Raw genomic sequence first — 14363 nt, 5'->3', positions numbered from 1 at the left:
ATCACTCTCCGGAGGAGGACGAGAATGTCGGGAACGGGTCTGTGGCTGGTCGGGGCGAGGGGCTCCGTGGCCACCACGGCAGTGGTCGGCTTACTGGCGTTACGGGCGAAACTGGTCGAACCGGTCGGCTGCGTGACCGAAAGGCCGGAGTTCGCGGGCGTGCCACTGCCCGCATGGGAGGACATCGTGGTCGGCGGCCACGACATCGTCCACACCCCACTGGAGAAACGAGCCGAACAACTGGCCGAAGCCGGCCTGGTCCCGCACCGAGTGCTGTCGGCGGTATCGGCCGGCCTGCGTGCGGTCGACGCCCAGATCCGCGACGGCTACCACCCCGCCAGCCACAGCGGGCCACAGTCTTCCGCCGTCGAGCGCCTGAGTGGCGACCTGGAGGCGTTCCGCGCCGCGCATGGTCTGGACCGCGTGGTCGTGGTGAACGTGTCCTCGACCGAGCCACCGGTTCCCGCGCTGCCGGAACACACCGACCTCGCGCTGCTGGAGAAGGCCCTGGCCGACCCGTCGCGAGCCGTCCTGCCACCCAGCTCACTGATGGCGTACGCGGCCCTGCGTGCCGGCGCCGCCTTCGTGGACTTCACCCCGTCGCCGAGCGTCCGCCTGCCCGTCCTGCACGACCTGGCGTTGTCACTGGGCCTCCCGTACGCCGGCTCCGACGGCAAGACGGGCGAGACCCTCCTGCGGACGGTCCTCGCGCCGATGTTCACGTCCCGCGCGCTGCGGGTCCGGTCCTGGGCCGGCACCAACCTCCTGGGCGGCGGCGACGGCGCCAACCTGGGGGACCCGGAGCAGGCTCGCGGCAAGCTGGAGTCGAAGGCCCGCGGCCTGGCGGCCCTGCTGGGCGAGGGCGTGACGGCCCCCCTGCACATCGACAACGTGCCGGACCTCGGCGAGCAGAAGACGGCGTGGGACCACGTGTCGTTCGAGGGCTTCCTGGGCGCGCGGATGAACCTGCAGTTCACGTGGACGGGCCTGGACTCGTCGCTGGCGGCCCCCCTGATCCTGGACCTGACCCGGTTGGTCGCGGCCGCCCACGCCGCGGGCCGGTCGGGCCCACTGGCGAACCTGGCCTTCTTCTTCAAGGACCCGGTGGCCACGGACGAACACCGCTTCGCCCAACAGACGGAGATGCTGACGACGTGGGCCCAGGCCCTGACCAATCCACAACTGACGAGTAATCCACAACCCGCCGGTAACAACGCCTCACTGTCACCCCCCACCGGTAGACTGGCAAGGCGGGACGCCCCCGGGACTGGGTGGGGGCTGGCCAACGCGCGCGAGGATTTCGGCCAGCAGGCCGCGGGCGAGCGTGCTCAGGGTCGTCGGGACGGTGCCGGCGGGGAGGTTGGCCAGCAGCCTGCGGCCGGCCACGACGGCAGTGGCCGGGGTCGCGCGGACGGGGCAGTCGTGGGGGACCACGGCCGGGAGTCGCGGGCGCACGAGGGTGATCCGCGTAGTGGCTCCGCCGGTGAGAACGGGTTCGGATCCTCGGCTTCCGCGTCTGGCCACCTCGATCTCGCCGGTGAAGGTGAAGTGCTCGGCCGGCGTGGCGAGGTCTCGCCGTGAAGGCCTATCTCCAGCTGGTGCGGGCGCCCGCCGCGTTGACCGTCCTCGGTGACACCGTCGCCGGGGCCGCGGCCGCGGGCAATCCCCTGCGTGGCAGGCGCCTTCTCCTCCCCTTCTCCTCCGCTGCCTTCTACTGGGCCGGCATGGCCCTCAACGACTGGGCCGACCGCAAGCTCGACGCCGTCGAGCGGCCCGAGCGGCCCATCCCCTCGGGGCGCGTGCGCCCCGAGCAAGCGCTCGCGGTCGCCGGCGGGCTCACCGCAGCGGGCCTGGGCCTGGCCCGCGCCGCCGGCGGCCGCGAGACCCTCAGGATCGCCGTTCCGCTCGCGGCCGCCATCTGGTCCTACGACACCGTGCTCAAGAACACGCCGGCCGGGCCGGTCGCGATGGCCGCGTGCCGGGTGTTCGACGTACTCCTGGGTGCCGGCGGCGCCACCAGGAAGGCGCTGCCCAGCGCGGTCGCCGTCGGTGGCCACACCCTCGGCGTCACCGCCCTGTCCAGGGGCGAGGTGCATGGCGCGACCACCACGACCGCGGGCGCCGTACTCGCCGGCACCGGGATCACCGCGCTGGCCGCCGCCACCGGCGCGCGCGGCTGGCGCGACCGGCTCGGCGCGCTCGCCTTCACCGGCGTCTACGCCACCACCGTCGGCCGCGCCCAGTACGACGCCACCCGGGACCCGTCCGCGAAGCGGGTGCGCACGGCCACCGCGGCCGGCATCCACGGGATGGTTCCGCTCCAGGCCGCGCTCGCCGCCCGGCGCGGGTCGTTGCTCGGCGCGGCCGTGGTCGCCGCCGCCCTGCCGATCGCCCGTGCGCTCGCCAGGAAGGTGAGCCCCACATGACCTTCCACCTCGGCTACGGCACCAACGGCTTCGCCAACCACCGCCTCGACGACGCCCTCCGCGTCATCGCCGACCTCGGCTACACGGCCGTCGCGCTCACGCTCGACCACGACCACCTCGACCCGTACGCCGACGACGTGGCCCACAAGACCGACCACGTCGCGAACCTGCTCGACCGCCTCGCCCTGCGCAGCGTCGTCGAGACCGGTGCCCGCTACCTGCTCGACCCGACCCGCAAGCACTACCCGACGCTGGTCTGCGACGAACCCGACCGCCGCATCGACTTCCTCAACCGCGCGGTCCGCATCGCGAAGGAGCTCGGCGCGGACTGCGTGTCGTTCTGGTCCGGCATCAAACCGACCTCGGTGGACGACAGGACGGCATGGCGGCGGATGCTCGACGGGATCACCCGCGTGCTCGACGAGGCCGAGGTCCACGACGTCCCCCTGGGACTCGAACCCGAGCCGGGCATGTTCGTCCAGCACCTGTCCGACGCGCTGCGCCTGCGCGAGGAACTGGGCGCGCCACGGCTCTTCGGGATCACGCTCGACGTCGGCCACTGCGTCGCCGTCGAGCCGGTCGACGCCGCCACGTGCATCCGGCGGGCCGCCGACCTGCTCGTGAACGTCCAGCTCGACGACATGCGCACGGGGGTGCACGAGCATCTCGAGTTCGGCGAGGGAGAGCTCGATCTGCCCGCCACCCTCGCGGCGTTGAGCGAGGTCGGCTACACCGGCGTCGCGGCGGTCGAGCTGCCGCGGCACAGCCACGCGGCGCCGGTGGTGGCCGCTCGCGCGTTCGCCGCGCTGGGCGAGGCTCGCGGAGTGAACCATGGACACGGCACGGCGGTGCGGTCCGAGCCGGTCGTGGGTGCCGCGCCGGCACCCGATTCGGAGTGGGTGAGAGACGTGGACCATCCCTGGCTGGTCGAAGCCGAGCAGAAGGTACGCCGGGAGCCGGCGTCGATCGCGTCCCTGTTCCCGGCAGTCGGCCGCAAGGTCGGTCGCGCGCCGCTGCGACCGGAGACCGACCCGCAGGGCCTCATCCACGGCACCGTCGACGACCTCGCCCGCGTCCGGCTGCTCGCCGTGCTCGCCGAGGTCCTCGAACCCGCCCTGCTGGCCGCGGAGATCGCGCAGCTGTACCGGTACGGCGACGACGCCGAGCGGCGCGGTGTGCTCCGCGGGCTCGCCGCGCTGCCCGACGAGACCGTCCCCACCGGGCTCGAACTCGTCAGGGACGCGTTGCGCGCCAACGACATCCGGCTCGTCGCCGCCGCGATGGGCGAGTTCACCGCCCGGCACCTCGACGACCACAGCTGGCGGCACGGGGTGCTCAAGTGCCTGTTCGTGGGTGTCCCGCTGGCCGCGGTGTCCGATGTGGACAAACGGGCGGACGAGGAGCTGCTGCGGATGGTCGGCGACTACGCCGAGGAACGCAAGGCCGCCGGGCGCGAGGTGCCGGTGGACGCCGTCACACTGCTGGAGGCCAGGGCATGAGGATCTTCGACCCGCACATCCACATGACCTCGCGGACCACCGACGACTACGAGCGCATGTTCGAAGCCGGCGTCCGCGCACTCGTCGAGCCCGCCTTCTGGCTCGGGCAGCCGCGCACGAGCGTGGCGTCGTTCACCGACTACTTCGACTCGCTGATCGGCTGGGAACGGTTCCGCGCCGCGCAGTTCGGCATCCGCCACCACTGCACGATCGCGCTGAACCCGAAGGAGGCCAACGACCCCCGCTGCCGCGAGGTGCTCGACGTGCTGCCGCGCTACCTCGCGAAGGACGGCGTGGTCGCGGTCGGCGAGGTCGGGTACGACTCGATGACGCCGGAGGAGGACCACGTCTTCGCCCGGCAGTTACAGCTCGCCGTCGAGCACGAGTTACCCGCGCTCGTGCACACCCCGCACCGCGACAAGCTGGCCGGTACCCGCCGCACGCTCGACGTCGTGAAGGAGTCGGGCATCGACCCCGGCCGCGTGATCGTCGACCACCTCAACGAGCCCACGGTCGGCGTGGTCGCGGAGTCCGGTTGCTGGATGGGTTTCTCCATCTACCCGGACACGAAGATGGACGAGCGGCGGATGGTCGCGATCCTGCGCGAGTACGGCACCGACCGGATGATCGTGAACTCCGCCGCCGACTGGGGCCGCTCGGATCCGCTGAAGACGTACAAGACCGGGCTCGCGATGCTCGACGCCGGCTTCGCCGGGTCCGATGTGGACAAGGTGCTGTGGCAGAACCCGGTCGAGTTCTACGGTCAGAGCGACCGGCTGGTGCTCGACGAGCTGCCCGGCTTCGCGCCGTCCGCGGAGACGTTCGCGGGCAACTCGGTGTTGCGTGGCGGCGGGAACGCATGAGCCCGCTTTCCTACTGCACCAACGTGCACCCGGCGGAGGACCTGCCGGGTGTGCTGGCGCAGCTCGACCGCTACGCCGAGCCGGTGCGCCGGCTGGTCGGGGTGGACGTGCTGGGCCTCGGGCTGTGGCTGCCGGCCGCGCTCGCGAGTGAGCTGGCCGCCTCGCCGGAGCTGCGGGCGAAGCTGCGGGCCGAGCTGGACGCACGCGGCCTGGAGGTCTACACGCTCAACGCGTTCCCGTACGGGGGCTTCCACGACGAGGTCGTCAAGCACTCCGTCTACCGTCCGGAGTGGACGGACGACGCGCGGCTGCGGTACACCGTCGACTGCGCGGTGGTGCTGGCGGACCTGCTGCCCGACTCCGCTTCCTACGGCTCGATCTCGACGTTGCCCCTGGCCTGGCGCACGCCGTGGACCGACGCCGACGACACGACCGCCACCGCGGCGCTCACCGAGCTGACCGGGGTGCTGGACGGGATGGCCACCGCCCATGGCCGTCCCATCCGGCTGGCCGTCGAGCCGGAACCGGGCTGCGTGCTGGACACCGTCGCGGACGCCGTGGGCTGGCTGGCACCCCGCGTCGATCCTCGGTACATCGGGTTGTGCCTGGACACCTGCCACCTCGCGGTGTCCTTCGCCGACCCGGCGGCGACGGTCGCCTCGATCTACGAGGCGGGGCTTTCGGTCGTGAAGGTGCAGGCCTCCGCGGCACTGCAGGTCGAGGACCCGGGGAGTGCTGAGGCGCGGGCCGCGCTCGCCGACTTCGCCGAGCCCCGGTACCTGCACCAGGTGCGGGAGCACTCGCCGGCCGGCGTGGTGCTGGCCGCGGACGACCTGCCGGAGGCGCTGGCGGAGCTGCCGGGGCGCGACCCCTGGCGCGTGCACTTCCACGTGCCGCTGCACGCCCGCCCGGCCGCCCCGCTGTCGGCGACGACCGACGTCCTGCGGACCGCGATCGACACGGTACGGTCCACTGTGGACGAGATGCCGCACGTCGAGGTGGAGACCTACACGTGGAGCGTGTTGCCGGAAACCTCCGGCAACGGCGGCGACACGGCCCTGATCAGGGGGATCGCCGCGGAACTTCGTTGGGCCGCGGCCAACTTGTTCGAGCTTGGAGGAGTTGGATGACACCGCTCGTGGTGGTGGACGTCGTCGGCATGACGCCGAAGCTGTTGGCCCACATGCCGAACCTGTCGGCGCTCGCGCGGTCCGGCTGGCAGGCCGACCTCGGCACGGTCCTGCCCGCGGTGACGTGCAGCGTGCAGTCGACGTTCCTGACGGGCAGGATGCCGAACGAGCACGGGATCGTCGGCAACGGCTGGTACTTCCGCGAGCTGGGCGAGATCTTCCTGTGGCGCCAGCACAACAGGCTGGTCCAGGGCGAGAAGCTGTGGGAGACCGCGCGCGCCGCGAACCCGGGCTTCCAGGCGGCGAACGTGTGCTGGTGGTACGCGATGGGCGCCACCACCGACGTCACGGTGACGCCGCGACCGATCTACCACGCGGACGGCCGCAAGTCCCCGGACGCGTACGTCCGCCCGCCGGCCCTGCACGACGACCTGGTCGGCGCCCTTGGCGAGTTCCCGCTGTTCCAGTACTGGGGCCCGACGGCGTCGCTGGCGTCGAGCGAGTGGATCATCGGGGCGTCCCGCAGGATCCTCCGCGAGCACCACCCGGACCTGCTGCTGGCGTACGTCCCGCACCTGGACTACGACCTGCAGCGGTTCGGCCCGGACGGGCCGGAGGCCGCGCGCGCCGCCCGCGAGGTGGACGCGGCGCTGAAGCCGCTGCTGGACGACGCGCGGAACGCGGGCGCGACGGTCGTCGCCCTGTCGGAGTACGGCATCACGCCGGTGCGGCGTCCCGTGGACATCAACCGGTTGCTGCGCCGCGAGGGCCTGCTCGAGGTGTACACGCAGGACGGCATGGAGTACCTGGACCCGTGGGTGTCCCGCGCCTTCGCGGTGGCCGACCACCAGGTCGCGCACGTGTACGTCGCCGACCCCGCGGACATCCCACGCGTCACCGCGATGCTGAGCGAACTGGCCGGCGTGGACGAGGTGCTGGACCGCGCCGCGCAGGCCCGCTACGGCCTCGACCACGCCCGCTCCGGCGAACTGGTCGCGGTGGCCGAGCCCGACGCGTGGTTCACCTACTACTACTGGCTTTCCGACGACCACGCGCCGGACTTCGCGCGGGGCGTGGAGATCCACCGCAAGCCGGGCTACGACCCGGCGGAGCTGTTCTTCAACCCGGCCGACAAGCTGGCGAAGGCGAAGGCGGGCCTGAACCTGGTGCGCAAGAAGGTGGGCCTGCGGTACGCGATGCAGACGGTGCCACTCGAGTCGTCGTACGTGCGCGGCTCCCACGGCCGGCTGCCGTCCTCTGCCGAGGACGGCCCGGTGCTGCTGTGCTCGGTTCCCGACGCGGAGCCGGCTGGTGCCTTGAGCGCCACCGATGTTCATGGTCTGCTGCTTCAACTGCAGGGTGTTTCGGAAGGAGTTCGACGATGAGTCGACCAGTCACGTTGTTCACCGGCCAGTGGGCCGACCTCCCGTTCGAGGAGGTGTGCAAGCTCGCCGCGCAGTGGGGCTACGACGGGCTGGAGATCGCCTGTTGGGGCGATCACTTCGAGGTGGACCGCGCCCTGGCCGAGGACGACTACGTCCAGAAGAAGCTGGACCAGTTGGCCTCGCACGGCCTGAAGGTGTGGACGATCTCCAACCACCTGGTGGGCCAGGCCGTCTGCGACGACCCGATCGACCAGCGCCACAAGGACATCCTGCCGGCCCGCATCTGGGGCGACGGCGACCCGGAGGGCGTGCGGCAGCGCGCCGCCGCGGAGATGGCCGATACCGGCCGGGCGGCCGCGAAGCTGGGTGTGAACACGGTGGTGGGCTTCACCGGGTCGAAGATCTGGAAGTACGTCGCCATGTTCCCGCCGGTCGGCCAGGACGTCATCGACGACGGCTACGCCGACTTCGCCAACCGCTGGAACCCGATCCTGGACGTGTACGACGAGGTCGGCGTCCGGTTCGCGCACGAGGTCCACCCGTCGGAGATCGCGTACGACTACTGGACGACCAAGCGCACGCTGGCCGCGGTGGACAACCGCGAGGCGTTCGGACTCAACTGGGACCCGTCGCACTTCGTGTGGCAGGACCTCGACCCGGTGGGCTTCATCCTCGACTTCGCCGACCGCATCTACCACGTCGACTGCAAGGACGCGAAGAAGCGGTTCGACGGCCGCAACGGCCGCATGGGTTCGCACCTCGCGTGGGCCGACCCCCGCCGCGGCTGGGACTTCGTGTCGACGGGTCACGGTGACGTGCCGTGGGAGGAGTCCTTCCGCGCGCTGAACGCGATCGGCTACAACGGCCCGATCTCGGTCGAGTGGGAGGACGCGGGCATGGACCGCCTGCGTGGCGCCGAGGAGGCGGTGAGCTTCATCCGGGCCCACCTGTTCGACAAGCCGGAGGCGGCCTTCGACGCCGCCTTCTCCACGAAGGACTGAACACCGGTGGGCGGGCTCACCCACGGAGCCCGCCCACGCAAGGCCCTGCTCCTTTCAGGAGTTCCACTTCCCAACCCAACGGAGGGACTGTCGTGGCGATTTCCAGAAGGTCGATGCTCCGCGGTGTCGGTGGTGCGGCGCTCGCGGTGGGGGCGGCCGGCGCCCTGCCTGCCTTCGCCTCCGCGGACGAGGCGCGGCATGGCGGTCACGGGTGGCTCCGGGTGCCCAAGGACAAGATCAGCATCCAGATGTGGACGGTCCGCAACGTCGCCGAGGCCGACCTCGAGGGCACGCTCGACGCGTTGGCCGACATCGGGTACCGGAAGATCGAACTGGCCGGCACCTACGGGCGCACGGCCGCGGAGTTCCGCAAGCTGCTCGACCGGCGGCACATCCGGGCGACCTCGACGCACGTCGGCATCGACGGTGTCGACATCGACCAGGCCATCGCCGACGCGAAGGTCCTCGGCAACCGGCGCAGCAACGTGGCGTGGGCCGACTACCCGACGATCGCCGAGTGGGAGGCGTTCGCCGATCGCCTGGAGGCGGCCGGGAAGGCGTACCGGCGGGCCGGGATCGGCTTCGGGTACCACAACCACAACCAGGAGTGGCGGACCATCGACGGAGTGCGACCGTACGACGTGCTCGCCGGTCGCACCACGCGGCGCAACGTCAGCTTCGAGATCGACATCTACTGGGCGGTCACCGGTGGGGCCGACCCCGTGCGGGAGTTCTACCGGATCCCGGGCCGGGTCCGGCAGTGGCACGTGAAGGACCGCAAGCCCGACGGCGGGTTCGCCGACCTGGGTGAGGGGACCATCGACTTCCCACGAATCTTCCGCCCGACCTGGCCACTCGAGGTCGAGGAGTACATCGTGGAGAACGACGAGCCCGTCGACGCGTTGAAGTGCGCCCAGACTGGTTACAACTACCTGGCCAACGTGCGGTTCTAAGTCGTCTGGCGCGGCCTCCGCCCTAGACTCGATCTCGGAGGTGTTGACCATGCCGCTGGTGGCCGGAGTCGACTCGTCGACCCAGTCCTGCAAGGTGGTGGTGCGTGACGCCGAGTCCGGTGCCCTGGTGCGCAGCGGCTCGGCGCCCCACCCGGACGGGACAGAGGTGGACCCGGCCGCCTGGTGGGCCGCGCTGCGGTCGGCCGTCGACCAGGCCGGCGGCATCGACGACGTCGCGGCGGTGTCGGTCGCCGGCCAGCAGCACGGCATGGTGTGCCTCACCGAGACCGGCGAGGTCGTGCGGCCCGCGCTGCTGTGGAACGACACCCGCTCCGCCCAGGCCGCCGCCGACCTCGTCGACGAGCTGGGCGGCGGCGCGGCCTGGGCCGACGCGGTCGGCATGGTGCCCGTGGCGTCCATGACCGTCACCAAGCTCCGCTGGCTCCGCGACCACGAGCCGGAGTCCGTCGCCCGCACCGCGGCCGTCTGCCTGCCCCACGACTACCTGACGTGGCGCCTGTCCGGCGGCTCACTCGACCGCCTGACCACCGACCGCGGCGACGCCTCCGGCACGGCGTACTACTCGGCCGCGACCGGCACCTATCGCACGGACCTGCTCGAGCTGGCCCTGGGCACCACCCCGAGGCTGCCCCGCGTGCTCGGTCCGTCCGACGACTCCGGCCGCATCCCGGCCGGCGCACTGCTCGGCGCCGGCACCGGTGACAACATGGCGGCCGCGCTGGGCGTGGGCGCCGAACCGGGCGACGTGGTCGTGTCGATCGGCACGTCCGGCACCGCGTTCGCCGTCGCCGACAAGCCGAGCGCGGACGCCAGCGGCCTGGTGGCCGGCTTCGCCGACGCGACGGGCAGGTTCCTCCCACTGGTCTGCACCCTGAACGCGGCCCGCGTACTCGACGCGGTCGCCCGCATGCTCGGCGTGGACCACGAGCAGTTCGCGGAGCTGGCGCTGGCCGGCCCACCCGGTGCCGACGGCCTGACCCTGGTTCCCTACCTGGAAGGCGAACGCACCCCGAACCTCCCCACGGCGACCGGCGCCCTGCACGGCCTCCGCCTGGCCAACGCCACCCCAGCCCACCAGGCCCGCGCGGCGGTGGAGGGCATGCTGTGCGGCCTGGCTGACGCCCTGGACGCCCTCGTGGCACAGGGTGTCCGCACCGACCGGGTGCTGCTCGTCGGCGGGGGTGCCCGGTCCGCCGCCGTGCGCCGCATCGCCCCGACCGTGCTGGGCCGCCCGGTCCTGGTACCCGAGCCCGGCGAGTACGTCGCCGACGGCGCCGCCCGCCAGGCCGCCTGGACCCTCGCCGGCGGCGACTCCCCACCGAACTGGCGCCTCGGCGCGATGCAACGCGTGTCGGGCGACCTGACACCGGGACTACGGGAGCGCTACGCCGAGGCCCGCGACAAGATCCTCGACCGCCCGGCCTGACCGCAGCCCTGACGAAGCCCGCGCAGCCGTGTTCAATCGGGATCATGAGTACCGATGCCGGTTCGCTGACCGCCCAGGACCTCGAGTTCCTCCAGCGCCCCCTGTACGGGTTCCTCTCCGTGGCCGCGGGGCCGCTACCGCCACAGCCCAGGCCGGTGTGGTTCGAGGCCACCGCCGAGGGCACGATCCAACTGTTCACGGCTCCGGACTCACCCAAAGTGCGCCGCCTGCGCCGCGACCCGCGCGCCTCGCTCGTCGTCGCCGCGCCGGTGGGGGAACGCGAGCGCTGGTTGTCGGTCGCCGGCCGCACCACGATGGAACCCGACGGAGCACACGACCTGTGCGCCCGCCTGGCCGCTCGCTACTGGGACCTCGACGACCCGGTCCGCGCGGACGAACTCGCCGCGATCCTGGCCGCGGACCAGGTTCGTCTCGTCATCCACCCGGAGACCGTGAGTCGCTACCTGAACTGAGCTGTTTCTGGCGCTTGCCGGCCTGCTCGGGTGGTTGCGGTCAAGGGCTCGACGGGGTGGGGGTGTTGTCGGAGCCTCGGGCTGCTAGAACTGCGTGCAGCGACGGGCTGACCGGGGCCTGGCCGACCTAGGGAGATCGTTCTCGTGGAGTTCGTTCGGCTCCTTCTGGTGTTCCTGCACCTGCTCGGCATGGCGTTGCTGGTGGGGATGTTCCTGGTTCAGCGGCGGATGCCGGCTGGGGCGCCACTCAACCAGGGGTGGTTGCACATCGCCGCGCTGCAGTTGATCACCGGGCTTGCTCTGCAGTTGCTGGCCCCGGCCACGGACCAGCACTACAACGGGATGAAGCTCGGCATCAAGACGTTGGTCCTCCTGGTGATCGGGGCGTTGGCGCTCGTGTACGTGCTCCGTCGGGTGCCGGCGCCGAAGTGGCTGCCGTTCACCCTGGTCGGGTTGGTCGTGGTGAACGTGGGGATCGCGGTCTTCTGGACGTGATCGCAGGCATGACGGCGGTCATGACTCGCGCGAGTCGACACGCCGTGTGAGAGCACGCTCGCCCAGACCTCAGCGGTCACTTTCCGAAGCTCGGGCCGTCGGCGAGCGCGGTGGGTCAGTTGGTGGCGGTCAGGGTTCGCAGTTGGGCGAATGACTGGCGAACGGCGTCGCGTAGGTCGAGGTCGTCGGCGGCGTCGACCCATCGTTGGAAGGCAACCCGGTACACCGCGGCGCCGGTCTCAGCGGCCAGACTGGCCTCGGTGTCGCCGATGCCCCGCCGTCGAAGCCCGTCGGCGAGTGCGGCCGACATGTGTGCGACCTTCATCAGTTCACGTTCCCGGAGTTCGGCGTTGGCCATGATCACCGCGTGTCGCTTTCGGGCGAGCTCACGGTTGTGCCCGATGACGTCGGCCGCGGCGTCGAGCGCGGCCTCGACGAGATCCAGCGGCGACGCCGTGGCGGGCGCCGCCTCCAGCGCGGCCAGCGACTTCTCCTCCAACTCCGGCGAGGCGTCGAAGAGGACCTCGCGTTTGTCGGCGAAGTAGCGAAAGAAGGTGCGCGCGGTCACGCCGGCCCGTTCGGCGATGTCGGCCACCATGGTCTGTTCGAAGCCATGTTCGAGATACAGGGCCAGCGCGGCCTCACGGAGTCGACCACTCGCTCCCGGCTCCCAACGTCCCATACCGCGAGTCTAGTGCCGTCGCACGCCGATTCTCGCGTTCATGTCATCAGGTGACATCAGCGTGGTAGGGTGATGTCATCAGATGACATCAACGCGCGGAGGTGTGCACCATGACCACGGTGAAGCGCATCCAGTACCACCAGTACGGCGGTCCCGAGGTGATGCGGTTCGAGGATTTCCGGCCGATACGCCCCGGCCCCGGTGAGGTGATGGTCCGCGTGAAGGCAGCGGCCGCGAACCCGATGGACTGGAAGATCCGCAACGGTGAGCTGAAGATCATGACCGGCCGGAGGTTCCCACGCGGCTTGGGACACGACTTCGCGGGCGTCGTGACGGCGGTCGGCGACGGCGTCACTCGACTCGGCGTCGGCGACGACGTGCTCGGCGGGGCAAGCATGAAGGCGGCGGGAGCGTTCGCCGAGATGGTCGTCGCCCAAGAGAAGGCGGTCGTGACGAAGCCCGCGAATCTCTCCTGGGAGCAGGCCGCCGCGATCCCCGTTGTCGGGCTCACCGCCTTCCAGGCCATCGTCAACACAAGCAAACTGCAGGCGGGGCACGCCGTGTTCATCCACGGCTGCCTCGGCGGAGTCGGCCGATCTGCCGCACAGCTCGCCCTGGCACGCGGCGCCACGGTGGGAGGCAGCTGCAGCGCTACCGCCGCGCACGAGGCACATGATCTCGGTATCACCCCGATCGTCGAATTCGACTTCGACGCCACCAAACTCGCGGGACGATTCGATGTCGTCTTCGACACTGCCGGCACGCTGCCGATCAAAACGGCACAGGCGTTGCTCAAACCTGGCGGCCGCATCATCGACATCAACCCCACACCGGCGAAGTTCGTGCGAAGCGCCCTGCCGGGACCATATCGGGTACTGATCGGGAAAGCTGCCACGGCGGACCTCGACGCGGTCGCACAGGCCGCCGGGAAGGGAATACTGCGACTTCCGGTCGCCCGCACCGTGCCGCTCGGCCAGGCGATCGCGGCGCTCACGGAGCTCGAACGCAACCGCACACCCAAGGGCGGCAAGCTCATCATCACAACCGAGTGACCATCGCGTCGCTGGAATTCGACAACTCGCGCGCCCCTGGCGAACCCTGGTCATCGGCTTCTCGTTGCGGCTGCTGACCCGCATCTCGGGACTCGCCGCCCGGCGTCTCTGCCGGCCCCGCATCATGACACCACCAACCGCCATCGAAAGGACAGTCATGTCACCGACCCCGAATCCCGCCGCGGCACCGACGTTCATGGTGTTCGCAACCCTCCGCGACGACACGGACTTCACGGAGTTCGCCGCCCTGCGAGATGACGAGCAGAAACAGCTCGAGGTGCTGCGCTCAGACGGGCGGATCGGCGCCCACTACGTTTCCCCCGCCCGTCGGGCAACCTTCATCGAGATCATCGCCGCCGACGAGGAGCAAGTCGCGGAGACGCTGGCAACCCTGCCCTTCGCCCGGTTCTTCGACGTCGAGATCTATCCGACCACGCCCCCGGACGCAGCCGAGGTAGCCCACCGAGCGCGGTCATGAGCCAGCCGCCCGCTCTCCCCCGCGGCGATGGCCAATGGAGAACAGTATGACAAAGCTCAACCTCAAGAATTTCCCGTTCGGCAAGGTGCTCATCTCATTGTCCGCGGTGGGGACCATGGTCGGCGCGTACGCCGCCGACTGGAACGAGACCCACATCTACAATCCGACGTGGCCGCCCCACGCCAAGTTCCACAACGCCCAAACCATGAGCATGGGCGCCGCACTGAGCCTTTCCGCGTAACGTCCGGTGGCTGTGTGTGATCAACTTTTGTTTGGTTATGTGGTTCGGCTGTGTTCGTGGTGGAGCAGGATCAGGGCAGCGGCTGTGATGTCGCCGAGGCGCCAAGGGCAGCCGCGGTAGCGGCGGAGGTTCTTGTAGGTGGTTTTGAGTAGGGAGTTGGCGCGTTCGCCGAGGCAGCGCAGGGCGCCGTGGATGGCGTTGTAGGCCTGTTCGTCGACGGTGAGTTGTCCGTCTTTTG

The 14363-nt window shown here is 70.7% G+C and carries 14 protein-coding genes and 2 pseudogenes; 14 read left to right on the top strand and 2 right to left on the bottom strand.

The genetic code is table 11. From position 1 onward, the window contains the following. Window positions 1-24 precede the first annotated feature (24 nt). From ACJ73U_RS35505 to ACJ73U_RS35455, 11 genes and pseudogenes are all read left to right on the top strand, one after another. Window positions 25-1170, top strand: a pseudogene (locus tag ACJ73U_RS35505) (inositol-3-phosphate synthase); the annotation flags it as partial. A gap of 407 nt (window positions 1171-1577) precedes the next feature. Then, window positions 1578-2426: an SCO3242 family prenyltransferase gene (locus tag ACJ73U_RS35500; protein WP_407782134.1), complete on the top strand. Its 849-nt coding sequence runs from the start codon at window positions 1578-1580 to the stop codon at window positions 2424-2426. Beyond that, window positions 2423-3925: an EboA domain-containing protein gene (locus ACJ73U_RS35495; protein WP_407782133.1), complete on the top strand. Its 1503-nt coding sequence runs from the start codon at window positions 2423-2425 to the stop codon at window positions 3923-3925. Before ACJ73U_RS35500 ends, ACJ73U_RS35495 begins: the two co-directional genes overlap by 4 nt. After that, window positions 3922-4788: a TatD family hydrolase gene (locus ACJ73U_RS35490; protein WP_407782132.1), complete on the top strand. Its 867-nt coding sequence runs from the start codon at window positions 3922-3924 to the stop codon at window positions 4786-4788. Before ACJ73U_RS35495 ends, ACJ73U_RS35490 begins: the two co-directional genes overlap by 4 nt. Then, window positions 4785-5918 (top strand): metabolite traffic protein EboE, encoded by a 1134-nt coding sequence (eboE, locus tag ACJ73U_RS35485; protein WP_407782131.1) that lies wholly within the window; start codon window positions 4785-4787, stop codon window positions 5916-5918. The genes ACJ73U_RS35490 and eboE overlap by 4 nt, the downstream gene beginning before the upstream one ends. Next, window positions 5915-7303, top strand: coding sequence for an alkaline phosphatase family protein (locus ACJ73U_RS35480; protein WP_407782130.1), 1389 nt, complete (start codon window positions 5915-5917; stop codon window positions 7301-7303). Before eboE ends, ACJ73U_RS35480 begins: the two co-directional genes overlap by 4 nt. After that, complete coding sequence (locus ACJ73U_RS35475; RefSeq protein WP_407782129.1) at window positions 7300-8304, top strand: sugar phosphate isomerase/epimerase family protein; 1005 nt, start codon at window positions 7300-7302, stop codon at window positions 8302-8304. Before ACJ73U_RS35480 ends, ACJ73U_RS35475 begins: the two co-directional genes overlap by 4 nt. Before the next feature lie 113 nt (window positions 8305-8417). After that, window positions 8418-9257 carry a sugar phosphate isomerase/epimerase family protein gene (locus ACJ73U_RS35470; RefSeq protein WP_407782169.1) on the top strand — a complete coding sequence of 280 codons (840 nt, stop codon included), beginning with the start codon at window positions 8418-8420 and terminating at the stop codon, window positions 9255-9257. A 49-nt stretch (window positions 9258-9306) separates the two neighbouring features. After that, entirely contained in the window at window positions 9307-10704 is a 1398-nt protein-coding gene (gene xylB / locus ACJ73U_RS35465; protein ID WP_407782128.1) for a xylulokinase, read from the top strand. A gap of 44 nt (window positions 10705-10748) precedes the next feature. After that, the gene (locus tag ACJ73U_RS35460) at window positions 10749-11177 is read left to right on the top strand and encodes a pyridoxamine 5'-phosphate oxidase family protein (protein ID WP_407782127.1); all 429 of its coding nucleotides are present in this window, start codon (window positions 10749-10751) and stop codon (window positions 11175-11177) included. Window positions 11178-11321: 144 nt separating this feature from the next. Continuing rightward, the gene (locus ACJ73U_RS35455) at window positions 11322-11672 is read left to right on the top strand and encodes a hypothetical protein (protein WP_407782126.1); all 351 of its coding nucleotides are present in this window, start codon (window positions 11322-11324) and stop codon (window positions 11670-11672) included. Window positions 11673-11787: 115 nt separating this feature from the next. Here the strand turns inward: ACJ73U_RS35455 and ACJ73U_RS35450 are convergent, their stop codons facing one another. Beyond that, window positions 11788-12354 (bottom strand): TetR/AcrR family transcriptional regulator, encoded by a 567-nt coding sequence (locus tag ACJ73U_RS35450; RefSeq protein WP_407782125.1) that lies wholly within the window; start codon window positions 12352-12354, stop codon window positions 11788-11790. A gap of 110 nt (window positions 12355-12464) precedes the next feature. Between ACJ73U_RS35450 and ACJ73U_RS35445 the strand changes: the two genes are divergently transcribed. The 3 genes from ACJ73U_RS35445 to ACJ73U_RS35435 all read left to right on the top strand — a co-directional run bounded on the left by ACJ73U_RS35445 (window position 12465) and on the right by ACJ73U_RS35435 (window position 14125). Beyond that, complete coding sequence (locus ACJ73U_RS35445) at window positions 12465-13406, top strand: NADP-dependent oxidoreductase (protein WP_407782124.1); 942 nt, start codon at window positions 12465-12467, stop codon at window positions 13404-13406. A gap of 64 nt (window positions 13407-13470) precedes the next feature. Continuing rightward, window positions 13471-13884, top strand: coding sequence for a muconolactone Delta-isomerase family protein (locus tag ACJ73U_RS35440; protein ID WP_407782123.1), 414 nt, complete (start codon window positions 13471-13473; stop codon window positions 13882-13884). Between the two features lie 46 nt (window positions 13885-13930). Continuing rightward, complete coding sequence (locus ACJ73U_RS35435; protein WP_407782122.1) at window positions 13931-14125, top strand: DUF6640 family protein; 195 nt, start codon at window positions 13931-13933, stop codon at window positions 14123-14125. Window positions 14126-14160: 35 nt separating this feature from the next. Here ACJ73U_RS35435 and ACJ73U_RS35430 read toward each other — a convergent pair. After that, window positions 14161-14363 (bottom strand): annotated as a pseudogene (locus ACJ73U_RS35430) (IS5/IS1182 family transposase); the annotation flags it as partial.

It is taken from the genome of Actinophytocola sp. (assembly GCF_045807065.1).
Lineage (GTDB): Bacteria > Actinomycetota > Actinomycetes > Mycobacteriales > Pseudonocardiaceae > Actinophytocola.
This window is presented reverse-complemented; position numbering and strand designations above follow the sequence as displayed.

Bases quoted from the DNA above. Each gene is read 5' to 3' on its own strand.
- ACJ73U_RS35495 (WP_407782133.1), top strand. From the start codon at position 2,423: ATGACCTTCCACCTCGGCTACGGCACCAACGGCTTCGCCAACCACCGC.
- ACJ73U_RS35490 (WP_407782132.1), top strand. From the start codon at position 3,922: ATGAGGATCTTCGACCCGCACATCCACATGACCTCGCGGACCACCGAC.
- eboE (WP_407782131.1), top strand. From the start codon at position 4,785: ATGAGCCCGCTTTCCTACTGCACCAACGTGCACCCGGCGGAGGACCTG.
- ACJ73U_RS35480 (WP_407782130.1), top strand. From the start codon at position 5,915: ATGACACCGCTCGTGGTGGTGGACGTCGTCGGCATGACGCCGAAGCTG.
- ACJ73U_RS35475 (WP_407782129.1), top strand. From the start codon at position 7,300: ATGAGTCGACCAGTCACGTTGTTCACCGGCCAGTGGGCCGACCTCCCG.
- ACJ73U_RS35470 (WP_407782169.1), top strand. From the start codon at position 8,418: ATGCTCCGCGGTGTCGGTGGTGCGGCGCTCGCGGTGGGGGCGGCCGGC.
- xylB (WP_407782128.1), top strand. From the start codon at position 9,307: ATGCCGCTGGTGGCCGGAGTCGACTCGTCGACCCAGTCCTGCAAGGTG.
- ACJ73U_RS35460 (WP_407782127.1), top strand. From the start codon at position 10,749: ATGAGTACCGATGCCGGTTCGCTGACCGCCCAGGACCTCGAGTTCCTC.
- ACJ73U_RS35450 (WP_407782125.1), bottom strand. From the start codon at position 12,354: ATGGGACGTTGGGAGCCGGGAGCGAGTGGTCGACTCCGTGAGGCCGCG.
- ACJ73U_RS35445 (WP_407782124.1), top strand. From the start codon at position 12,465: ATGACCACGGTGAAGCGCATCCAGTACCACCAGTACGGCGGTCCCGAG.
- ACJ73U_RS35435 (WP_407782122.1), top strand. From the start codon at position 13,931: ATGACAAAGCTCAACCTCAAGAATTTCCCGTTCGGCAAGGTGCTCATC.